Consider the following 20,840-nt stretch of genomic DNA (forward strand, 5'->3'; position numbering starts at 1 on the left):
GCTCGCGGCGACGCCGGTCAGCTCGCCATTGACGCTGCACCCGTCAACGACGCGGGTTGCGAGCGCTGCCGAGCCTCCAAGCAATCGACAAATGGCAGAATTTGACATGGCTGGATGCTGTGCGTTAGTTGGCTCCAAGCCTGCCGTCCCATGCTCTCGAGGATCACGTGGTCGTAGCAGCCCCGAAGAAAAGCCAAGGAAATCAGACTCCCCAGCCTCGGCTCCCCGCGCTCCTGCATCTGTGCGCGTTGGAAAGTTTGCATCGGACCGGGAGTTCCCGCGACGCAGCGATTGACCAAGCTGTTACGGTCGCTTGCGTCTCGCAAAGGTTGAAGGCTCTCGAGAGGGAGCTAGGTCAGGTCCTGGTCATTCGTTCCAAAACAGATGCGCGCCGGTTCGCGTTTACGAGGGAAGGGCGGGATTTGGCGGTCTTTCTCCACGGATGGCTGCAGGAGCTATACCAGAATATTCCGGAAGGAGCCCACATTGCTCGTCGCACCCGTAGGGTCCGAACTCGGGGCTCTGCGGCCGACTTGTAAAATGCTCGAGGTGGATGGCAAACCTGCCTAGGTCTAGGTTTCGGCTGGCTCAATGGCATGCATTCCTATTGGACCGCGCCGATCAGAGGCAGGCAAGTTGCGGCTCGCCCGACTTCATTTCCTACGCCGCGGGCCTCCGCGCGGCATTTCCCCGCGTCAGCGGCGGACCTAACGTCTTACCTCCGGAATGATATATACCAAATCTCCGCGGGAAACTGCCGTGAAAAGACGTCGCGCGAACGCTTCGGGTATGCCAATGCAGCCGTGCGTCGCCGCATTGGAGCGAACATCACTGCCATGAATGGCGACGCCATCGCCAGTCAACTGGAGGGTGAAAGGCATGGCTGCGTCGTAGAGGCTCGAGCGGTGATTCGCGAATTTGGCGAGGATCGGGAAGCGCCCGGTTGGTGTCAGATGACTGTCTGCGCCGTAGAGAATTACCGCAGTGCCAATCTCATGCTTGCCGCGGAAAACCGACAGCGTTTGGGCGCTTAAGTCGATGCGGATCCACGCGTGGCCTTTCGGCACACCGACGTCGTTCCAGGCGAACTGACCGTATTTGAGCGGCGACGGCACCGCGAGCAAGCTGTCGATCGGTCGGCGTTCCCCGTTGGGGAGGACCAGGCTACGTCGATCACCCGCGTGAAGCCAGATCCTAGCCTCGCCTAAATTTGAGTCGACAGTTGGGGGTTGCAGGTTTGGTGCAGCGGGTTCCGCTGCGCTTTGACTGCATCCTGCGCTCAGCAGAAGCAGTAGCGCCACTCCGATCGTTCGCATTTAGCTTCAGACTGCAAGAGCCGCGATGCGGCGCCGCCGGCGCAGTACCGCGGCGGTTAGCGATAGACCCGCGATCATGATCATCCAAGTCGAGGGTTCGGGAACCGGAGAGGAGGGACCCGGGGTCGGGCCAGTCATTGGGGGCGTGTCTGGTGTAATGACGGGCGGCGCCTCATCGGTCGGAAGGCCGCCACCACTACCTTGTCCCCCACCGGATGAGCCGCCCATCCCACCCGCATCGCCGATGAGTATCATAGGGAAGGCCGACGGAGCCGAGAGCGGCCCAAGTTTCGGAGCGTCGGCTGTTTCTTCCAAGCCGGCCAACGGCCCAAGCAGGGCGGAAATGTCGGGGGGAATCACCTCGTGCTCGGAATCGACCGGACCTGACGGGTGTCGAATTAGACGACTTCGCGTTACCACTTTAGGGTTAGTTACCGGACTTCTGGGCGAGTCTTCCACAGCAATCAAACCGATAGCCTTTTTGATCTTGTTCAAAATGGCTCCGGACGACCTTTCGCCCGGTGAGCGCGCGGTCAAGATGTCTTCGACATCTTTAGCGGCATACTGTCCGACTGGCACCGCCCCGGCGCGCAGCGAGGGTATCAGGTTGAGCGTGACGCCTATGAAAAGGAGGGCAACCAGGATCCCCACCGCCAAGCCGTTCTTGCGCGCAAACGCTTGAGTTAGGGAGCCCACGGTTCGGCTTGGATGGTGCGGCGATTCCACTCATACAATCTCGCACAGTTTCAATGCCTTGGCAAATTAGTTAACCACTCATAAATATGGCGGAAATCTAGCGATTTGCAGCCGCAAGCGTCTGATGTAACAGCTGATTGTGCGTGGGTTCCAGATGAGACGGCGAAATATCGGCTGTTCGTCGGGAATGAGATCAGAAGTATGCTCTGCCCCAATGTAATCCCGTCATTCGATCAGCGCCGCGCATCGCATGGCGCTCTCGCAATATGCGGGACCTCGGCTTGCGGAGGTTCAACCTCACCCTCTTACCGATCAAGTTCCGATTGCCCGTCGGCGTCTTCGCAAATCTCAGGGGCGCTGTAATTCTGAATGGCTCATGATTCTGATCTGGCCCTTCTGATAGACGCAGCAGACGTCCTCGCCCAGCGCATTGAGATTGACGTTGGCGATCGGCGAGAGATTATCACAGCGAGAATTAATCCTTCGGACGCATTGCCTGAGACGATTGCAGCGAGCGAGCGCCCACGAGTCGAACGCTCGCGAAATCGAAACGCGCGACAAGACGGCGGGCAGCGAATAAAATGCCTATTGGCGGTCGAGAAGGTCAGGGGAGTCGCTGAAAGGACCGGACGACCGTCCATCAGGTGTCGTCCAGTCGCCCCGATCGTTGAGGCAGGTGGTGAAACCCGTGCTCACGCCCGACCCAGGCCGATTCTCCGCCCATAAGGCGACGCGATGGCAAGCTTGGCCTTCGTCCATCTCAAGCGGGCCGGCGACGACTACGCCCGTCAGCCCGCCATAAGCCCACGACTGCGCGATTCCGGTCAGCACCGCGCGTTGCGCCGCTGCCTGGACGGGTTCGGCGCGGTAGAATTCGCCGGAGTGGCCACCGCCTGGCCGTGACGCAATATTGGGTGGTGCAACCGCGGGCGTTGCGATGAAAGCGGAGGTGTTGCCAGGGGAGGGCACCGGTCCTCGACCCGTTGGCGAAAGTGAGAGCGATCGCTTTGCAGTGGCGTTTGACAAGCTCGCCCGCTCGATAAGAGCCGACGGCGCAAGCGTCACCGCGGGTCGCGCAGGGCGCAGGACAATGCGAATCGGACGATCGGGCTGGGTTGCCCCGGCGGCCGCGGCGATACCGCCGGCCAGCGCCAATGCGATGAGTGCACCCAGCCAAGAGCTGCGCCACGAATAACGCGCCCGCCGCCCGTGCACACGACAGGAATAGGGGATCTCCGTCATCAGCCGCGCCGGACGCCCGAACGCGTCGGCGTGTCCGGCTGGAAGCACGACGACAAAAACGTCGAGGGTTTTGCGGCGCGAACGTCGCAATAATAGTGCTGCCGCTGGAGGGCTGTCGCGGTGTGGGATCGACGGCTGGGTCATGGTGCCACCTTGGGCGGAACCGGCCCAGGGTTGGCACTCGGTTCCTGCCTGCCAGGTTATTCCCGACGTCTTTGGTTCACAAGTTGGCTAACGGATCAGCCTCGCGCAATCGTGCTGATTGGCAGAGTCAACTGGGGAAGAACGGTGGATAAGTTACCGGAGCGAGTAGCGAAGAGCTCCGTGCCTGGATCGAGTTGGCGTGTGGAGAGACCATCCGAGCGCGAAAAAAACGGGCCGCCGTAATTAGGTCCGGCGACCCGTTTTGTTCGGTGGGTTGGGCGTCAAACGAAGCGGACGCGCGCCGTTTGGGAGTAACGCTGCTTGCGCATGGCGAAACCGACGCCGGCAAATCCGACAATCATGAGCATCCATGCTGCCGGTTCGGGCACCGGCGAGGTCGGGATACCGACGCCCGACGTGTCTGGGGTGAGAGCAGAGGACTGATAGCGATCGATAAATTGGTCGAGAGTGATGCTTAGGGGGTTGGACAGGGCGGGGCTGAAATTCAATGCGAATGTGCCAGTCGCGGATCCATTCGGCCCAACACCTCCGCCAGCACCGCCAGCACAAGTTGGCCCAGCCCGGAAGCAGATGTCTACGTTAAAGCCATTGGAGATCGAACCGCTGCCAGCGCCGGTGAACGTGCCTCCGGTCAAAAACTGCCCGGTGGCGTCCGGTGCAACATTAAAGCCGAAAGACGTGACCCGTGCGGTGGAGTCGGTGCCAAGGTTGTTCAGCGTATAGCCAAACACAAATTGCGAAGCACTCTCGCTGACGAGATTCAGGATCAACTGGCTGGCCAGATTAGCATATTGGATGCCGTTTTCCTGCAGGTTGAAGTTGACCGTCGTGCCCGGGCCACCTGCGGTGAGGACCACCGAAGATCCGGGTATGTTGATCGTTGCCGCAGCATTGGCTGGCGCTGCGACGAGCGCGGTGGCCGCCACGGCGCTCAGCACTAGTGCGTTATTGAGATACCGTGACATAAAAACTCCTCACTGACGCGTTGAAGCAACCCATCCCTGTCGGGACGAGTTGCAAGATTACTGCTATGTGCGATGCCCAATGTGGCGGTCGCATTCGGTGCGACTCACCTTATCAACTAATTTTTAGCCGGATTCGGTTGGGGCATGCAACTGGATTCGGATCGCACAGCCACTACGTCTCGAATCGGGACGATGAGAATGGCTGCTATGAACCGCCCGATGGCGGCGACCAGCCGAGCCAGTTCCGCTTTACGAGCCCTTGCAAAAACCTTGCGGTTAAGGTTTGGCCCTGAGCGAATGCTCCTCGCTGGTTAACACGCCCCGCGCATCATCGGCGATAAGCCCCCCATGGTCGCCGTCGGCAGCGAGGGGAGCCTTCTGTGCCGCTTCGCTCGGTAAGGTCAGCTGTCCAGAATGCTGGTCAGCAAGAAGACGCGGAAGCGGTGCCACTGCGCTGCCGATCTGATCTGGCAATCCCGTGGCCTGGCCGTCAGACGCCAAGGGCGCCGGAATTTCCTCTATCGTCTGGTCTTCGCCAACATAATGCCCCGTGAAGGCCGTTCGGCGACCCCAAAAACCCCGCCATCGGTAAAAGATATGCGCGCCAACAACGCCGATCTTGGACAGCGAATCGGCCCAATATGGCACAACCCATACGGTATGGTAGTGTGTCGCCATTCCTACTGAGCGTTCAACTGATCCGCCCAGGGCGGCCGCAGCCACTGCCGTTGCGAGTTGCCATGCACGCGGGGATGGCCGCCGGGCCAGGCTACCATCGCAAGTGAAGGTAAACTGGCAGCCGGTTCTCCGTTCAGAGCCCTGGTAGACCACGCCACATACGCTTTTGGGAAAAGCAGGATGCCGGACCCGGTTAAGCACTACCTGCGCTACCGCTCGCTGGCCCTCAAGCGTTTCGCTTGCCGCTTCGAAATAGACTGCCGCGGTCAGGCAATCGAGGGCTGACTCGCGCGATAGCTCGCCCGCTGCCGTTTTGGGAATCGCAAACGCTGGAGCGGGCTCGACGGGCTCTGTCGACGGCGGGAGAGCCGCGTTGGCCGCAAGCGCCTGCTCAGGGGTCAGTGGCTTGTTTCGATTTACCGGCGGCTCAGGGACTGGCACGGAATGAACGATGCCCTGCACTCCGCGCGGCGGCTCAACGATGGCGGCATACCACGCCGCTATCCCCAGCACGGCCGCCGCCACGGCGGCCATCAACAGGAGCCACGGCCAAGGCCGCAACATCGCCCTTTTGCCCGTTTTGACTCGCAATTGCGGCCCCTGGTTGCTCAGATCTTTCATCAGCTAGCGACCATAGCGCAACATGATGCGGGAGCTATACGCACCGGTAATGAGGCGTCGCTTGACCGACCCAGGATCGGACACTTGCTTACATCGGTATCGCCGTGATTGCGCTCGATAGCGGGCACCCTTATATCGTTCAAAGATGACGGGCACCCGTCGGCCCGAGATTGTCCTGATTTTATGGCGATGTATGCAGAGATTGCCGACCCCGCACCGGACTGGGCCGACAATCGGCCACGCAAAGATGGTGCGGTCGACGCAACAGCAGTTTCGGCTCCGGACCCCATCCTGAGGCGCAGTCTGCCCGTCGCGCTGCTCGTGCTGATAGCCGGCGCGCTCGCCATAGCATTGCCGACGATGTTTTTCGTCGCACGCGAAAGCTGGAGCACTGAACAGGGCGCCCATGGACCGATCGTCTTGTTTACCGGTCTTTGGCTGCTGACCCGACTGTGGCCCGCCGCCAAGAAGCGCGCAGTTCTGCCTAGGCCGCTGCTTGTTGCCCTCGCACTGGCCGTCTTGCTGCCCCTCTTCCTACTCGCCCGGATCACCCACATCGTCGAGTTCGAAGGTTACCTGATGTATGCAGTGCTTCTGACCGCGCTGTGGAGCGCGATCGGAAGCGCCGCGATGCGCGTGCTATGGTTTCCCTTGTTCTATTTGGCTTTTATCTTCCCCCCGCCTGAGACGCTGGTCGCAGCCGCAACGCTGCCGATGAAGATGGAGTTATCGCGAATGGCGGTGTGGTTCCTCGCACTCTTCGGATATCCGATCGGCGGTCAGGGAGTATCGATATACATCGGACAATACGAACTCTTGGTTGCGGCTGCTTGCTCGGGCCTCAACTCGATCGTCGCCCTGTCCGCCATATCGCTGTTTTACATCTACATGCGCCATAGGGCCGAGTGGCCATACGCCGTGGTCCTCGTGTTGTTCATCGTGCCGGTCGCGCTGTTGGGTAATTTCGTGCGTGTATTGATCCTGATCCTACTGACGTATCACGCGGGCGAAGCGGCCGCTCAGGGATTTTTGCATAACTTTGCCGGCCTTGTCATGTTCGCCGCGGCGCTCCTGGCGATCTTCGCTATCGATGCTGCGCTAAGACCCCTGTGGGAGCGATTGCGGGCCTCCATACATGACTGACTCGTCCGAATCCCGGCCTGACACTCCCCTCGTACTTGGACGACGGCACGTCCTCATCGGAGGGGCGATGCTGGCAGCATCGGGTTTGGCGTTGGCTAGGATGCCCTCGGCTCAAGCCGCGCCGATTGCCAAGGACCGGTTCGACAGCTGGGTCCCCGACATAGTTGGTCCATGGAGTTTCGCCAGCGTAAGCGGCGTTGTCCTTCCGCCGCCTGATGCCCTTTCGGATCGGCTCTATGACAACATTATCGCACGGGTCTACGAAGCTGCGGAACTGCCTGCGATCATGCTGATGATCGCCTACAACAATATCCAGGACGGCGTGCTCCAGGTACATCGCCCGGAAATCTGCTATCCAGTGGGCGGTTACGAATTGAGCCCGACACGTCAATACGAGCTGTCTCTGGGAAATCGCGCTCTGCCCGCTAATGTATTTACTGCTAGCGGGCCCAACCGCATCGAGCAGATCCTGTACTGGACCAGACTGGGCGATGCGTTTCCACGAACCTGGATCGAGCAGCGACTGGCAGTAGCGCGCGCGAATGTCGCCGGTCGCATACCCGACGGAGTGCTGGTGCGACTTTCTTTACTCGGCAACGACCCGGGCGGCGCAATGCCCTTGCTCGAACGTTTCACGCGCAGTTTTCTCGATGCCAGCCCGCCGCCGTTGCGCCGAATCCTGATCGGCTGAACTGGGTAGCCGCTCGCAAGTCGAAACGATGTTGATTTAAATAGGGGTTACCATGCAAGTTCATTCCAAAGCCGCCGCCGCGCTGACCTGCGTCTTGATTCTCGCGGCTTGCGGCCGTGAGCCCGGCGGCCAGGTCGCCGCGGTGGTTGGGGACGACGAGATCACGCTTCAGGAGATCAACGCCGAGATCGGTAGCGCGCAAATCCCCAAGGGCGCAGACGCGAAGGTAATACAGCGATCCGCGCTACAGCGCATTGTCGAGCGGCGGTTGTTGGCCGACATGGCTCGCGACGATGGGCTGGACAAGCAGCCTGAATTTATCATCCGCCGGCGCCAGCTCGAGGATGCGCTCCTCCTGCAATTGCTGCGCAACAAGGCGGGGCGCTCCATTCGGATCCCGAGCGAGGCGACGCTGGACAAATATGTCGCCGCGCATCCGGCTCGCTTCGCAGAGCGCGCACTTCTGAAGCTCGACCAGATCCGCTTTCCGATGCCGGCGGACCCCACCAAGCTTCGCGCGCTCGAGGCAGACCACTCGATAGATGCTGTCGCGTCCTCGCTAAAGGGGTTGGGGATTGCCTACGAGCGGGTTCCGGCCACTTTGGATTCGTCTCAACTTCCCCCAGCGGTGCTGGCCCGGATCCAGGCATTGCCTGCAGGCGAGCCGTTTATCGTGCCAGCTGGCGGGATCGTCAGCGTGTCGGTGGTAAACGGACGTCTGCCGGCTCCAATCGTTGGCACCGCTGCGAGGCCGATCGCAGTGCAGATGATCCGCAATGAAGAACTGGAGAAGAGTCTCGAACAGCGGTTCAAGGCCAAGAAAGCCGCGGTCAAGATCGAATATCAGCCCGGCTTTGAGCCGCCCAAGCCTGGCAAACCGGCAATGGGGAACTGATCGGGCGCCAGCCGATCCGGCGACGGTCGCTTCTCTGCGCGCGAATGCACTCACGCGATCCGGGCGAACAATAGACAAGCTCCTGCGAATGCGGGTGAAGGGCCTTCCTATGCGCATCGGCTTCGCCCTGTCGGGATTTCATCGATATGATCGCGGCGCAGAGGTGGCACTGCTCGAGGTCGCAAAGCAGCTAGCTCTGGGGGAGACGATATAACGGTATTCGGCTCTGGCCGACCGAGACCGGGGACGGCCTACTCTTTTCGTTATGTCCCGGCGGTTGATCGCAAACGCTTCGAGCGCTGGCCGGCCTTTCCTCCGTTTCGCAACGAGACGGCGTGGGAGGATGCGAGCTTCGCGACGGCATTTCTGGCCAGATATCGTCCGGCGGAATTCGACGCTGTGGTCACTTGTGCATTCCCTTTCACTCACCTTGCTCTGCGTCGACCGTCACTAGGCCGTCGGCCACGGCAGGTGTTTGTGACGCAGAACGGTGACTGGCCCGCCACTGCCAATCGATTTGAATACCGGCTTTTCGGCTGCGATGGACTGGTCTGTACCAATCCCGATTTTTTCGAGCACAATCGCCTGCGCTGGCCCTCTGCGCTCATCCCCAATGGTATCGATCCTGCGCGATTCGGCGGCCAGGACGCCGATCGGGGGGAATTCGGCCTGCCGCAAGGTCGCCCCGTAGTCTTGATGGTCAGTGCGCTGATCGAGACAAAGCGGGTGAGCGACGGAATTCGTGCGGTTGCGCGACAACCCGGGGTGCACCTGGTGGTCGCTGGTGACGGACCCTTACGCGACGAAATCGACGCGCTCGCGGCAGACGTTCTGCCCGGTCGCTTCACGCGCTTATCGCTCCCCGCGGCGCAGATGCCGCTACTCTATCGGGCCGCCGACGTGTTTCTTCACATGTCGTTGCTCGAATCGTTCGGGAACGTATTTTTGGAGGCAATGGCGAGCGGATTGCCAGTGGTCGCCCATGACGCGGCGCGCTTGCGCTGGATTGTCGGCGACGACGAGCCCTTGTGCGACACCGAGGATGCTGATGCCCTCGAAAGGGCGCTTGTAAGAGCGCTGGCCCGCGGTCGCGGCGCAGCGTCGGCGCGGATCGACCGTTTCGCCTGGCCAGGGATCGCTGCGGAGTATCGCCGATTCCTGGTTTCGCTCGAAGCGTTATGAACGGATTCTGATGACACTCGCCGACACCTCCGCGTGGATTCTTGCGCTGCCGCCTCTGATCGCCTTGATGATCTACATACTTGAAGTGCTTATCGGCCTAAAGCCTTTGCCCTCACTACCTGGCCACACGGCCCCGCCGAGCATTGCGGTACTGATTCCGGCTCACAACGAAGCAAGGGGGATTGTCGCGACCATCGAGCGCTTGCAGCAGGAGATGCCAGCAGGATCGCAAATCTTGGTGGTTGCCGACAATTGCAGTGATGAGACCGCTTCGCACGCGCGACAGGCTGGCGCAGAAGTAGCCGAGCGCACCGATCCGTCACGGCGAGGAAAGGGATTCGCGCTCGCCTTCGGGCGTGACAGGCTAGCTTCGGATCCGCCCGAAGTCGTCGTGGTGCTCGACGCCGATTGCGGATTCGGAGCCGGTGGCCTCGCGGCCCTCGCGTCCGCGGCCAGGGAGGTACCGGCCCAAGCCGTCAACCTGCTGGCTCCAGATCGCGCGGCACCGCCGCTAGTGCAAATTTCGAGTTTTGCCTTAGTGGTCAAGAACCTGCTACGCGCCAGGGCGACCAGCAGGATCGGCGGCGCAGCGCTGCTTACTGGCACCGGCATGGCGTTTCCCTGGAGTGTGTTTGCCGATGCGCCGTTGGCGACCGGCGATCTGGTCGAAGACCTCAGCCTGGGTCTGACGCTGGTTCGTGCCGGGGTGCGGCCCCAGCTCGTCGAGGGAGCGCACGTGCGCAGCAGGCCCGCTGCTCAGACGGACGCGCTGACCCAGCGCAAGCGTTGGGAACACGGCTTCCTTTCCACTGCACTGCGCACCGCGCCTCGGCTCATCGTCGAAGGGGTGAGGATGGGCTCGCGTCCCCGGCTAGCAGTGGGCGCGCATCTGCTGGTTCCCCCATTGGCATTGCTGTTCGCGATGACATTCCTGGTCCTCGCGGTGGTCGCGGGGCTCGGCCTCCTGAGCGGGAATTGGGTCCCTGCACTTGCGTTACTCGCCGCCCTGGCGGGAGCGTGTGGTGCGACGTTGCTCGCATGGTTGCATGTGGGACGCTCCTGGTTAACCCCCGTGGCGCTGCTGCGTGCGCCTCTGTACATATTGTGGAAACTGCCGCTGTACGCTCGCTTCGTGGTCGCGCCAGAGACCCGCTGGTTGCGAACGAGGCGTGACGGGGAAAGCTAGCTAGGCTCGACTTTGCCGCTTCCATTCGCGCCAGATCCCGAAGATCCGCGGCCCCTCGATCAGATAACGGCGCCAAAGCCGACGCGGCTCGCTGGCCAGCCGGAAGGCCCACTCAAGCCGCAATCGCCGAACCCAGAGCGGCGCCCGGCGCTTGGCGCCGCTAAGGAATTCGATCGATGCGCCGATACACAACCCGACTCCACGCGCCAGCCCGCGATCGGCAATTTTTTGGCAGAGTAATTCGCTCTGCGGCGCACCCAGCGCGAACAGCACGATGTTGGCATCCGCTCGTTCAACGAATTCAACGATCGCATCCTGCGCTGCCGAGTTGGTGGCGACCCCCATCGGCGGGATATTCTGGGAGAAACCAACGTCTGGCCGAGTGCGGACGAACCAGGCATGTGCGTCGCTCTCTGCTCCGATAAGCGCAATCCGCATCCCGGCAAGCCGTGGCTCACGAAGCAAGCTACTCGTGAGGTCGCTCCCAGCCACTAGGGTTAGGTTGACCTGGGACCAACTGGCAAGCAATTGCAGAATTCGGCTGTCACAAAGCCGGAGCGCTGCCCCCAGGTAGGCGCGCTTTAGCTCTTGGGCAGCCGGGGGCGTGGCCTCGTGCAGCCGGACAATGTGATCGACATTGGGCGTGGCGACGTAAGTGAAGCGGCGCTCGTGAGCAAGACGCAGACATAATTCGATCGCAGACATTTCGTCGATCTGGTCGAAGTCGATCCCCAGGAATTCGATCCGGACGGGAGGAGCTACCGTCATCGCGGTGGCAATCTCCCGAACAATCCGTTGGGAGCTCGCTCATCGATCGGAAGGTCGATCCCGAGCTTCCGCAAAGCCTGGGTGCGGCCGGCCCGCGCCACGCTCGTACAGCCAGATTGCAATTGCCGCTCGCAAGCGGCAACATAGGCAGTCCAGGCGCTGACCTGCGCGGGCGTCTTGCGGGTAAGGCGGCGCGCTTCACCCATAGCCTGGCGAGTGGCACCATGTCGCTCCAACCAGTCAATGTATTCCGCACTGAGTTGGGCATTTTGCGGATTGCGGCTCACGGCATCGGCGAATGCGCGTCCTGCCTCTGACGGCTTTCCGCGGGCTTCGTTGGCCCTGGCGAGTTGGAGCCATGCAGCCGTGTTTTGGGGACATTCGGCGGCTGCGGTCTGTGCGGCGACGACGGCCGGCGCATTTTGTCCGCGCGCTAGCAAGCCTGCCGAACGCGCGATCAACGCATCGCATTGGGTCCTATCTGCTTCGAGAATCTTTTCGGCGCCTTCCGTGCCGCTAGGCAGATCGCCGAGCGCAATGGCAACTCTGGCCGCGAGGGCCCGTGCTGCCAGAGAGGGGTCGCCGGCCAATAGTTGTGCTGCCGGCTCTGCTCGCCCGGAATCGAGATAATAGCGCGCAACCTCTCCGCGAACCGCGCTCGAAATGCTTCTGAGGCGCATGCGTTCTGACGCGTCCAGTGGTTCGGTATCATATTCGCGCCAAAGCGACGCGATGCGAACGGCCTCGGACGCTCTGCGATTTGGGGACAGTAGGGCGTCGCGTAACAATCTCCTTCCACCCAACTTGTCGCCGGTTTTGTAGCGCAAGTTTGCCTCGTCGATTGTCAAGTCAAAATCATCGGGACGAAGCAGTCTTAGCTTTTCGAATTGGCCGAGCATACCAGCTTGATCGCCAGCCTCGCGAAAGAGTTCAAGCTTGGTCTGAATAAGGCCGGCGGTGTTCCCGACAAGCGGCACCGCTTGGTCGATCAGTTTTAGAGCCTGGCCGGGATCTCCACGCAGATAGAGTGCTCGAGCCTTGAGAATCACCCCGCCTTCGTTGCTCGGTGAGCCCGCCAGGATCTTGTCCGCATCCTCGATTGCCTCGGCAGGGCGGTTTCGAACGAGAGCAAGCAGCCCCTTAATCAGCAAGGCTTCGGGTTGATTGGGCTCGAGCGTCAGGATCCGCCCGGCCGCCTCTTCGGCCTCGTCAAGATGGCCCGTGCGAAGCCCCAACTGGGCGACCCCCAGAAGCGCTTCCGGGTTGGTCGCCTCCAGCGCGAGCGCAGCTGAGTAGGCATCAAAAGCGGCCGCATATCGTTTGCCGGCGATCTCGATCCTGCCGCGAAGTAAATGCAATTCCGCAAGATCGTCTCGCTCGTCGATGGCCTCGGCGATGCTCTTGCGAGCCGCTGTAAGGTCGCCCGAGGTAAGCTGTTGCTGCGCAACTGCGCCCTGGCTCATCGCACGTTCAGCATCGCCACTGCACGCCGCAAGCAAGAGAAGTAGGGGCAAGCCTGCTCTGCGCCGCCCGCGCAACAGTTGGTTAACCGGCTGGCGTCGTTGCACGGCGGACCTTATAGCCGCCTCCTGATTTGCGTCGACAACAATCGAGAGGCCTATTTTGTTTCAACTTTTGTTTCAACGAATTGTAGTGGCGGCAAGTGTTTTGCTGGCATTGGCCGAATTGCCCGCGCTTGCCCAGCCTGCCGGCCAGGTGCAGCAGCCTGCTTCGGAACCCTCGCCAGCCAGTCCCGCTGCCGGCCAGGTCGCAGGCGTCGCGGTCAGGGCCTCAGCCTACCGGATCAATCCGGGCGATGAATTGGAGATCTATGTCTGGGGCGAGGAGCGATTGCAGCGATCCGTAAGGGTGCTGCCCGATGGTACGATCGCGTTTCCGCTCGCTGGCCAGATCGTTGCGCAGGGTTTCCAGCCCCAGGAGCTTCAGTCAATCATCAGCGACCGGCTCAAGGGACAATATCGCGGACCAGTGCCCGAAGTGACGGTATCCGTCCGCGCCCCCGCGGGGATGCAGTTTTCGGTGATGGGCAGGGTCAAGTCGCCAGGGACATTCACTCCCGGTCGGTACGTCAACGTACTCGAAGCATTGAGCATGGCGGGGGGGCCCAGCGAGTTTGCGAACCTCGACAACGTTCTGGTTATTCGTAAAGTTGGGGACCAGCTCACGACTTTCCGGGTACGGATTGGCACTCTTTTCAAGAGCGGAGCGGACAGCGGCGATGTCGTGCGGGGCAATATTCGCCGGATTGAGACTGGCGATACGGTGATTGTGCCATGAGGGCTCTAGCGTGAAACTCCGCACGCTCCTTTTTGCTGGTATCGGCGTGCTTTCGCTGCAACCAACCCCTGTATTGGCGGGGGATCGCCTTCTCGTGGATGTTTCCGCCGGTATTAGCGCCAGCCGAAACCCCTTTCTACAAACCGGTGACAACACTGCAGCAGCAGCCGCATTCATCCAGGCCGATCCGCAATTTCAGATTTCCGACGAAGTCTCGACGATTTCCTTGAACGGAACATTCCGTCTCAACCACTACCTGAGCCGCTATGGAAGCGACGTGTCGGCGCGCGGTGGGCTCAACGTCGAGAGGCATCTCTCATCGGCTACATTGTTGCGCGCTCGCGCCTCGGCCCAAGTCGCCCGGACAAGCGCACTCGACTTCTTCACTGCGGTCGGGTCCGGACAATTCGACGGAACAGCACCTCTCATTCTTCCGGACGTCACGTTTGCGGGATCCCGGTCACGTACGACCGTTTTGAATGCAGGGGTGGGCCTTGATCATGAGCTGAATGAACGTGAGCGGGTTGCTTTCGATCTAGATGTAACGACAAGCCAGTTTTCACAGGCCGGGCAGAGTGATTACCGGTTCGCTTCGGCCAATTTCGACTATCGTCGCGCCGTTTCCGAACGCACGTCCGCATTCGCTGCACTGCGCGTGGGATATTCAGACTATCTGGGAGGCAGGCTCGACGACGGCACGATCCTTGAGCCGACGGTCGGGATCGCAACTCAGCTCAACTCGAGGCTTTCGCTCGAAGCGGGGATAGGGGTGTCACTAAGCCGGGTCAACGTTCTGAATGGACGCAAGGATTCGCGGCTGGTTCCTTCGGCCCATCTAACTCTTTGCGAGAGGCTCGTCGACAGCAAGGGTTGCATCAGCGCATCGCGTGGAAGCCAGCCGACGGCGCTCAGTGGCCTGACCACGGTCACGACTGTCGGGTTCAACTATAGCAGGCCGATCAGCCAGCGCGACCAATTGGTGGCGAGCGCCAACTACACCCGCACCGATCGGCCATCCATGCTGCGTGCCAGTCCAGGTTCCGATCTCCTGACGGCGTCGGCCACCTATGATCGCACGATTAGTCCGCGCTTCGCGGTCTTTCTCACTCCCAGCTACGCTCGTATCTTTGATTCCGGGCTATCGCGACGCGCTGACCTCGCGGTTCGCGTTGGCCTCCGCTACCGGTTTGGAAGCCAGGGATGAACGAGTCATTCGCTTTTGAAACGCGCGAAGATGAAGACGGTGGCGGAGGTTTCGTCGCCCATCTCCCCGCGATATTTTGGCAACGGCGACTGCTGATTCTTGCACCGCTGTTGATCGGCGTGCTCGCGGCAATCGTTGCAGTCGTTGTCATTCCGCCGGTCTATCGATCCAGCGCATTGATGCTCGTACAGTCGCCTCAACTTCCCAACGAGGTCATTGGCGATTCTGGCGGCGAAATTATCGACCGGCGAATAGCGCGGATCAAGGAGCAGATCACGAGCCGGCCTGACCTCGTCGCGTTGATAGACGAACACGGCTTGTTTCCCGACGATCGCAAACGGCGTCCGTTGTCGAAGATCATCAAGGACATGCGCGACGCAATCTCGCTCACTCCCACGACCATCGATGCTCCAGTTGGCCAGGCCGATCAACGTACCATCGCCTTCGAGTTGGCGTTCGAATACAAGGAACCGGTTGCGGCACAGGCCGTCGCGCAGGATCTGATGGAACGCATCGTCGAACTCGACGCGAGTGGAAGCGCCGAGCAAGCTACCAACACCGTCCAGTTTCTGACCGACCAGGCCAGCGGTCTTGAGCGCCAGATTGCAGAAATCCAGGGCCGAAAAGCGGCCATTAGCGCCCGCAATGGTGGAGCATTGGCGGGCGGGGGAATGATGATTGGAGCCGGCAGCGGCAGTTACGACATTCAAATCGCGGCACTGCAGCGCGACAATTCGACTTTGTTGTCCCAACGCGATCTCGCCAAGACATCGGACACGCGCGATCCGGCAGTAGTTACTGCCGAGGCCGCATTGGCCGGCGCGCGCTCGGTTTATTCAGAATCGCATCCCGATGTCGTGCTGGCCAAGCAGCGGCTCGCCGAGGCCCGCGAGTTTGCTAAAAGCGACTCGCGCAAGCCACCGATCGACACGATCGACCAGCAGATAGCCTTTAACAACTCGCAGATCGCGACGCTGCGCGCCGCCAAGGCACGAGAAATGGCGCAGGTTTCTTCATCGCTGGGCGCCCAGGCGCGGGCACCGATGCTGCAGCAACAGCTGGCTGACCTCGATCAAAGCCTGACCGGGCTCAACGCTCAATACCAGGAAGTGTCCAAACGCTTGCTGGCAGCCCGCGCGGGAGTCCGGGCGGAGGACGAGCAGATGGGTGAGCGTCTTACGGTGGTTGAACCGCCGGTTGTACCCGACACCCCCGCTTCTCCCAATCGACCGCTGCTGGCCGCGATTGGTATCGGCGGTGGTCTCGCGCTTGGCATCTTCCTCGCCCTCGCGGTAGAATTGATATTGCGCCCCATCCGGGATCCCGCCGCGCTTACGCGGCTGCTCGGCCATCCTCCACTTGGAATCATCCCCGTGATCGCGCCGAGATCGAAACCGGTTGCTGGCAGTTGGCGGCAGCGCCTACCACGCGTCTTGCGCCCTAAGGCGCGTTGACGATGTCGCAAAGAGATGTGCAAGGCGGGGCCATGACGCGCCGCCGTGACAATGCCATAGCCACGCCAATGCGGATTCCTGCGATTGAGGAATTAAACTCAGTCCGCGTGGACGGGCAAGCGCTAGCCGTCGGCGGCATCGTCGGGTTTGCCTCTCGCGATTTGCGATCGCGCCCATTCGCATTACTGCGCTCCCAGATTCAGCGACGGCTGGGTCGTAAGCACGCGCGCCTGATCGGGGTGACTTCGGCGGCTCCGGGCGAAGGCAAGTCATTCCTGTCGCTTAACCTCGCGGCGGCACTTGCCCGGGTAAGCGAGGCGCCGGTCTATTTGATCGATCTCGACCTCCGGCGCGGCACGCTTGCCTCAGCGCTCGGCCTGTCTCCTACCTCGGGTGTCGGGGCGATCCTGACCGGAGACGAGCAGGAAATTGCCAACGTAGGATGGCGAATCGAGGATGCAAACCTTGCGGTTTTTCCGACGCTGCCAATTGAAGAAGGTTCCGCCGAGCTCCTTGCCGGTGAGAGTTTTGCGCGTTTCGCTGCCGGATTGCGTGCCCTGCCAGACGAGTCAATCGTTCTGTGCGATCTGCCGCCAGTTTTCGCCGGCGACGACGCCATGATAACGCTCGAGCATCTCGACGGCTACTTGTTGGTAGTCGATAGCGGCAAGACCACCGTCAAACAGGTCGCTCATGCGATCCAGTTACTCGAGCCTACACCGTGCCTCGGTACAATTCTCAATCGCTACCAGGGCGGTGTCGCCGACCATTATAGTTACAATTATGGCTATGACGTTGACAATAAGACCTGAGCATCGCCGCAGACAACGGTGACGGATTTGCAGCGGGCGCTCCATTGGCCGATCTGCCAGTGTCGCCGCGCTAGGCGAAAATCGCCGAGCGGGAGAACGCTATTGGAAACGACCTGGGACTGGCTGACCGTGTTCGCATTCGCCGGACTGGCAACTTTGCTGCTTCAACGCTCTAGCGAGGAGACGCCGCGCGACGAACTGTGGCACTATGCTCCGCCGGCGCTTGGATGTGCGGCGTCCAACTGGCTGGGCAATCACGATCAGCCGATAATCGCCGGTTTGCTGCTGCTTGGGGTGGTGATTTACGCCTTAGTCGTGCTCAAGGTGCGTCTGCCCAAGTTCTAAGAGCACGATCGCGCCCGATTTCTGGGGCGCCAGGCGGCTCGACAGCGCGGACCACCGCAGCCCCGTCGCCTGTGCGGTGGGGTCGCCCGACAACGGGATGCCGTACTGTCCTCCGCCGACCCCGCCTATATCCCAAGGTGACGTAGAGCGTAACTGCGGCGATAATCGGGACGGATCACGAACCCAAAGATGCTGTCGAGCCATCGCATGCGGGCCAGCGCGCTGCCGCGCCAGACCCTCCACGCGAACTACATTGAGGCATGGAACGCCGGGCCAAGGCAGCGTGGGGGTTGAACTGCGTCGACGAGGCGCTGTTGTGTTCGGGCGGCGGCTTGGGCACCGGGTGGCAGTTTATCCGGGCATGACAAACTGAAGATGGTTGGGTAAATCTTTCGATGCTTAACCTAAGTCATTGTCATTGACACAAAATGATCCAACCAGCAGAACTGTCTTTGCAGGGGGCGGCTGACTTCCTATCTGATCTATCCAGGGCATCCGCCCGGACGAAGGCAGGCACAGGGGGCTGCTGCGAAACTGTGAACGCGCAAGCCAAAACGGACGGCGTGCCGCTTGGCTTTGGTGAGCCGCCCGTCTCCGGGGAATGCCGGCGCGCGACAAGCGCGCTCTGCTATACCTACTGTCGCTGGTGCTGGATTGCTGTGCCTTGATCGGCGGGTATTTCGTCGCGCTTAATCTGCGCGATCCGCGGTTTTTGGACACGGGTGGCCAATCGCTTCCGGTCCTTGCGATCCCGATCTTCGTCGCGCTGGCGATAGCTGGCGAAGCACAATCTGTCGAAGCGCTCGAGAGCCGCGCCATTGGCATGAAGCGCGCACTTCAAGCGCTTGGCGCAACCGCGGTCGCGCTGCTTTTGCTCGGGTTTCTGTTCAAGGCGGAGGATCTCTCGCGGATCGGGTTCGGGGTGACGTTCGTGGTTGCCGCACTGCTGATGGTGGCGGATCGGCTTCTCCTCGATCGAATATTCAAGGCCATGATGGGCGGGCGGGCGATCTCGCAATTGCTGCTCGTTGACGGCGCCGTTGCTCAACCCGAAGCGGAGATGGCTATCATCGACGTGGGTGAGCAAGGGATCTGGCCCGACCTTTCGCGCCCCGATCTCATTGACACGCTCTCGCGCATGATTGCCGATTACGACCGGGTGGTTGTCGCCAGCCGTGCCGAGCATCATCAGGCTTGGGCCAAGTTCCTCAAGGGCAGCGACGTAGGCGGCGAGATTCTTTTTCCTCGCGCCGAGCTTCTCGGTGCGGTTGCGATCGGCGCCTGCGGACACCATGACACGCTGGTACTCTCGCGCGGGCCGCTGAGCCTTTACAGCCGCCTCCAAAAGCGCGCGTTCGATCTGGCAATCACGGTTCCCTTGCTGCTGGTGCTGGCAATGCCGCTGCTGCTGGTGGCGCTGGCGATCAGGCTCGAAAGCAAAGGTCCGGCGCTGTTCCGGCAGATCCGGGTCGGGCATGGCAACCGCCAGTTCAGCATCTACAAGTTCCGATCGATGCGGGCCGAAGCGAGCGATTCCAGGGGCGACCGTTCGACCTCGCGCGACGACGATCGGATAACGCGTATCGGGCGTCTGATCCGCCGCACCAGCATCGACGAACTGCCCCAACTGTTCAACGTCCTGAAGGGCGACATGAGCCTGGTCGGGCCGCGCCCGCACGCGTTGGGTTCGCTGGCGGGGAACGAGCTGTTCTGGGAAGTGAACGACAGCTACTGGATGCGCCACGCATTGAAGCCCGGGATCACCGGTCTGGCGCAAATCCGTGGCTTTCGTGGCGCCACGGGCAACTCCGACGATCTCGAACAGCGGCTTCGCTGCGATCTGGAGTATCTTCAAAACTGGAGCGTCGGCAACGATTTCCTGATCCTGCTCAAAACCTTGCGCGTGGTCGTGCATTCGAACGCGTTTTAGGATGCGGGGGTTTTTTGAACGCGCCGCCAACGCGGTAATTGCCCGTACCTGGGATCTTGGTTCGAACGAACTGCGTCGATCTCTCGTCCGCACCGCCATGCGCGGGTTCGAGACTGCGACCTACGAGCGCTTGCGACATAACGGCCTGACTCTTGACGGAATAATCGATATCGGGGCGACTGCGGAGACTGGTCCCGCTCCGTGCGGACGATCTTTCCAAAATGTCCGTTTCTGATGGTGGAAGCGCAGACCTCGCTCGAACCTCAACTGGCGCGCGCCTGCCGGGAGATCGACGGGGCGCAGTATCGGATCGCCTTGCTCGGACCGGCCGAAGGCGAGGAGCGGGGGTTCTTCGAGATGGGGACCGGATCGTCGTTACTGCCCGAGAACAGCAACGTCGCTCGCACGCAAACAGTTTCGGTGACGCGGACACTCGACACCCTAACTGGCGAGGCCATGCCCGGCGCAGAGGCGATCTTCCTCACGCTAGATGTACAGGGTGCCGAACTAATGATCCTCGCCGGTGCTGAAGACCGACCAGGCGCGGCAGATGAAGGATCTGGAGAAGGAGAATCTTCGGCTACGCCGGGCGATCTCTGATCTGACGCTCGACAAGTTGATCCTGCAGGAGGCTGCGAGGGGAAACTCCTGAGCCCTGCGCGGCGCAGGCGCTGTATCAATCATGTGCGTGGCGCAGTGGCGGTATCCGAACGACGGATCTGCCAGGTGCTTGGCCAGCGTTGATCGACGTAGCCCAAGGTGCCGCGCGGTGCAGATGACGAAGATGCGCTCACTGAGGATATCGTGGCGCTGGCCCGCAAATATGGTCGCTATGGCTATCGCCAGCATCCGTGCCTGCAGAATGTCGCCCAGACCATCGGCGATCCGGCTCTGGTCCCGAGGGTCGGCAATGCAGTTGGCCAGACGCCCGGCAATGCCCATCCGGCGCTCCGCCTGGGCCAGCAACAGCACCCCGCCGTCCGACGTCAGTCGCCTCCCATCGAAAGCCGCAGTTACTTTCTTGCGGCAGATCGCTGGGAATCCAAAAGGAACAACGCTATCGTCGATCATGGCGGGCGTGGCACTTTCTGTCCGGTGTCAGAGGGCCGTCCAAGCTACTATTCTCTACCCTGAATCAGTAGTTTAAGCTACGATCGCCAACCAGTAACAACGCCGCTGATGACAATCCGCGTTATAGGCCTGCCGAAGTTCCGTCGCAGCAGGGGGGCAGCGCATGTTCGCCATTTTG

Annotated in this window: 20 protein-coding genes and 2 pseudogenes; 14 read left to right on the forward strand and 8 right to left on the reverse strand. The window is 61.2% G+C overall.

Annotation, left to right across the window (positions count from 1 at the left end):
- The first annotated feature begins 167 nt into the window (after positions 1 to 167).
- The gene (locus tag GKE62_RS19905) at positions 168 to 539 is read left to right on the forward strand and encodes a LysR family transcriptional regulator (RefSeq protein ID WP_370516022.1); all 372 of its coding nucleotides are present in this window, start codon (positions 168 to 170) and stop codon (positions 537 to 539) included.
- Positions 540 to 707: 168 nt separating this feature from the next.
- Here GKE62_RS19905 and GKE62_RS17540 read toward each other — a convergent pair whose 3' ends face one another.
- The 5 genes from GKE62_RS17540 to GKE62_RS17560 form a co-directional block, all read right to left on the reverse strand.
- Entirely contained in the window at positions 708 to 1,115 is a 408-nt protein-coding gene (locus GKE62_RS17540) for a L,D-transpeptidase family protein (RefSeq protein WP_230206790.1), read from the reverse strand.
- 207 nt (positions 1,116 to 1,322) lie between these two features.
- Positions 1,323 to 2,042, reverse strand: a complete 720-nt coding sequence (locus GKE62_RS17545; RefSeq protein ID WP_154693353.1) for a PEP-CTERM sorting domain-containing protein — start codon at positions 2,040 to 2,042, stop codon at positions 1,323 to 1,325.
- 555 nt (positions 2,043 to 2,597) lie between these two features.
- On the reverse strand, positions 2,598 to 3,398 hold the full coding sequence (locus GKE62_RS17550) for a hypothetical protein (protein ID WP_154693354.1): 801 nt from the start codon (positions 3,396 to 3,398) through the stop codon (positions 2,598 to 2,600).
- 281 nt (positions 3,399 to 3,679) lie between these two features.
- On the reverse strand, positions 3,680 to 4,384 hold the full coding sequence (locus GKE62_RS17555; protein WP_154693355.1) for a cistern family PEP-CTERM protein: 705 nt from the start codon (positions 4,382 to 4,384) through the stop codon (positions 3,680 to 3,682).
- A gap of 276 nt (positions 4,385 to 4,660) precedes the next feature.
- Positions 4,661 to 5,683 (reverse strand): cell wall hydrolase, encoded by a 1,023-nt coding sequence (locus tag GKE62_RS17560; RefSeq protein ID WP_230206791.1) that lies wholly within the window; start codon positions 5,681 to 5,683, stop codon positions 4,661 to 4,663.
- A gap of 183 nt (positions 5,684 to 5,866) precedes the next feature.
- Here GKE62_RS17560 and xrtV point away from each other — a divergent pair, with 183 nt between their 5' ends.
- The 5 genes from xrtV (at position 5,867) to GKE62_RS17585 (ending at position 10,780) form a co-directional block, all read left to right on the forward strand.
- On the forward strand, positions 5,867 to 6,826 hold the full coding sequence (gene xrtV, locus GKE62_RS17565; protein WP_230206792.1) for an exosortase V: 960 nt from the start codon (positions 5,867 to 5,869) through the stop codon (positions 6,824 to 6,826).
- On the forward strand, positions 6,819 to 7,517 hold the full coding sequence (epsI, locus tag GKE62_RS17570) for an exosortase-associated protein EpsI, V-type (protein ID WP_154693356.1): 699 nt from the start codon (positions 6,819 to 6,821) through the stop codon (positions 7,515 to 7,517). The genes xrtV and epsI overlap by 8 nt, the downstream gene beginning before the upstream one ends.
- A 94-nt stretch (positions 7,518 to 7,611) precedes the next feature.
- Positions 7,612 to 8,412 (forward strand): peptidyl-prolyl cis-trans isomerase, encoded by an 801-nt coding sequence (locus GKE62_RS17575; protein WP_154693357.1) that lies wholly within the window; start codon positions 7,612 to 7,614, stop codon positions 8,410 to 8,412.
- A gap of 477 nt (positions 8,413 to 8,889) precedes the next feature.
- Positions 8,890 to 9,594: a glycosyltransferase gene (locus tag GKE62_RS17580; protein WP_230206793.1), complete on the forward strand. Its 705-nt coding sequence runs from the start codon at positions 8,890 to 8,892 to the stop codon at positions 9,592 to 9,594.
- A gap of 10 nt (positions 9,595 to 9,604) precedes the next feature.
- Positions 9,605 to 10,780, forward strand: coding sequence for a glycosyltransferase family 2 protein (locus GKE62_RS17585; RefSeq protein WP_154693358.1), 1,176 nt, complete (start codon positions 9,605 to 9,607; stop codon positions 10,778 to 10,780).
- Here GKE62_RS17585 and GKE62_RS17590 read toward each other — a convergent pair whose 3' ends face one another.
- Positions 10,781 to 11,548: a WecB/TagA/CpsF family glycosyltransferase gene (locus GKE62_RS17590; protein WP_154693359.1), complete on the reverse strand. Its 768-nt coding sequence runs from the start codon at positions 11,546 to 11,548 to the stop codon at positions 10,781 to 10,783.
- Positions 11,545 to 13,011 (reverse strand): tetratricopeptide repeat protein, encoded by a 1,467-nt coding sequence (locus GKE62_RS17595; protein ID WP_154693360.1) that lies wholly within the window; start codon positions 13,009 to 13,011, stop codon positions 11,545 to 11,547. The genes GKE62_RS17590 and GKE62_RS17595 overlap by 4 nt, the downstream gene beginning before the upstream one ends.
- Positions 13,012 to 13,171: 160 nt before the next feature.
- Between GKE62_RS17595 and GKE62_RS17600 the strand changes: the two genes are divergently transcribed.
- The 8 genes and pseudogenes from GKE62_RS17600 to GKE62_RS17635 all read left to right on the forward strand — a co-directional run.
- Positions 13,172 to 13,846 carry a polysaccharide biosynthesis/export family protein gene (locus GKE62_RS17600; RefSeq protein ID WP_230206794.1) on the forward strand — a complete coding sequence of 225 codons (675 nt, stop codon included), beginning with the start codon at positions 13,172 to 13,174 and terminating at the stop codon, positions 13,844 to 13,846.
- Between the two features lie 10 nt (positions 13,847 to 13,856).
- Entirely contained in the window at positions 13,857 to 15,050 is a 1,194-nt protein-coding gene (locus tag GKE62_RS17605) for a hypothetical protein (protein WP_154693361.1), read from the forward strand.
- Positions 15,047 to 16,504: a Wzz/FepE/Etk N-terminal domain-containing protein gene (locus tag GKE62_RS17610; RefSeq protein ID WP_154693362.1), complete on the forward strand. Its 1,458-nt coding sequence runs from the start codon at positions 15,047 to 15,049 to the stop codon at positions 16,502 to 16,504. The genes GKE62_RS17605 and GKE62_RS17610 overlap by 4 nt, the downstream gene beginning before the upstream one ends.
- A 32-nt stretch (positions 16,505 to 16,536) precedes the next feature.
- Positions 16,537 to 17,316 carry a CpsD/CapB family tyrosine-protein kinase gene (locus GKE62_RS17615; protein WP_195908507.1) on the forward strand — a complete coding sequence of 260 codons (780 nt, stop codon included), beginning with the start codon at positions 16,537 to 16,539 and terminating at the stop codon, positions 17,314 to 17,316.
- A 102-nt stretch (positions 17,317 to 17,418) separates the two neighbouring features.
- The gene (locus GKE62_RS17620; RefSeq protein WP_154693364.1) at positions 17,419 to 17,661 is read left to right on the forward strand and encodes an XrtV sorting system accessory protein; all 243 of its coding nucleotides are present in this window, start codon (positions 17,419 to 17,421) and stop codon (positions 17,659 to 17,661) included.
- A 601-nt stretch (positions 17,662 to 18,262) separates the two neighbouring features.
- Positions 18,263 to 19,591: an exopolysaccharide biosynthesis polyprenyl glycosylphosphotransferase gene (locus GKE62_RS17625; RefSeq protein WP_154693365.1), complete on the forward strand. Its 1,329-nt coding sequence runs from the start codon at positions 18,263 to 18,265 to the stop codon at positions 19,589 to 19,591.
- Between the two features lie 357 nt (positions 19,592 to 19,948).
- Positions 19,949 to 20,191, forward strand: coding sequence for a hypothetical protein (locus tag GKE62_RS17630; RefSeq protein ID WP_370516117.1), 243 nt, complete (start codon positions 19,949 to 19,951; stop codon positions 20,189 to 20,191).
- A pseudogene (locus GKE62_RS17635) lies at positions 20,118 to 20,437 on the forward strand (IS3 family transposase); the annotation flags it as partial. The gene GKE62_RS17630 and the pseudogene GKE62_RS17635, both read left to right, overlap by 74 nt.
- On the opposite strand, the pseudogene GKE62_RS17640 reads toward GKE62_RS17635, so the two are convergent.
- Positions 20,426 to 20,662, reverse strand: a pseudogene (locus GKE62_RS17640) (transposase); the annotation flags it as partial. The pseudogenes GKE62_RS17635 and GKE62_RS17640 sit on opposite strands and share 12 nt — an antisense overlap.
- Between the last annotated feature and the right edge of the window lie 178 nt (positions 20,663 to 20,840).

The organism is Novosphingobium sp. Gsoil 351, from assembly GCF_009707465.1.
Taxonomy (GTDB): domain Bacteria; phylum Pseudomonadota; class Alphaproteobacteria; order Sphingomonadales; family Sphingomonadaceae; genus Novosphingobium.

What these genes read in the sequence shown, in the direction of transcription:
- epsI (WP_154693356.1), top strand. Translation starts at nt 6,819, where the DNA reads ATGACTGACTCGTCCGAATCCCGGCCTGACACTCCCCTCGTACTTGGA.
- GKE62_RS17585 (WP_154693358.1), top strand. Translation starts at nt 9,605, where the DNA reads ATGACACTCGCCGACACCTCCGCGTGGATTCTTGCGCTGCCGCCTCTG.
- GKE62_RS17610 (WP_154693362.1), top strand. Translation starts at nt 15,047, where the DNA reads ATGAACGAGTCATTCGCTTTTGAAACGCGCGAAGATGAAGACGGTGGC.
- GKE62_RS17550 (WP_154693354.1), bottom strand. Translation starts at nt 3,398, where the DNA reads ATGACCCAGCCGTCGATCCCACACCGCGACAGCCCTCCAGCGGCAGCA.
- GKE62_RS17590 (WP_154693359.1), bottom strand. Translation starts at nt 11,548, where the DNA reads ATGACGGTAGCTCCTCCCGTCCGGATCGAATTCCTGGGGATCGACTTC.
- GKE62_RS17560 (WP_230206791.1), bottom strand. Translation starts at nt 5,683, where the DNA reads ATGAAAGATCTGAGCAACCAGGGGCCGCAATTGCGAGTCAAAACGGGC.
- GKE62_RS17555 (WP_154693355.1), bottom strand. Translation starts at nt 4,384, where the DNA reads ATGTCACGGTATCTCAATAACGCACTAGTGCTGAGCGCCGTGGCGGCC.
- GKE62_RS17595 (WP_154693360.1), bottom strand. Translation starts at nt 13,011, where the DNA reads ATGAGCCAGGGCGCAGTTGCGCAGCAACAGCTTACCTCGGGCGACCTT.
- GKE62_RS17630 (WP_370516117.1), top strand. Translation starts at nt 19,949, where the DNA reads ATGGGGACCGGATCGTCGTTACTGCCCGAGAACAGCAACGTCGCTCGC.
- GKE62_RS17625 (WP_154693365.1), top strand. Translation starts at nt 18,263, where the DNA reads ATGCCGGCGCGCGACAAGCGCGCTCTGCTATACCTACTGTCGCTGGTG.
- GKE62_RS17615 (WP_195908507.1), top strand. Translation starts at nt 16,537, where the DNA reads ATGACGCGCCGCCGTGACAATGCCATAGCCACGCCAATGCGGATTCCT.
- xrtV (WP_230206792.1), top strand. Translation starts at nt 5,867, where the DNA reads ATGGCGATGTATGCAGAGATTGCCGACCCCGCACCGGACTGGGCCGAC.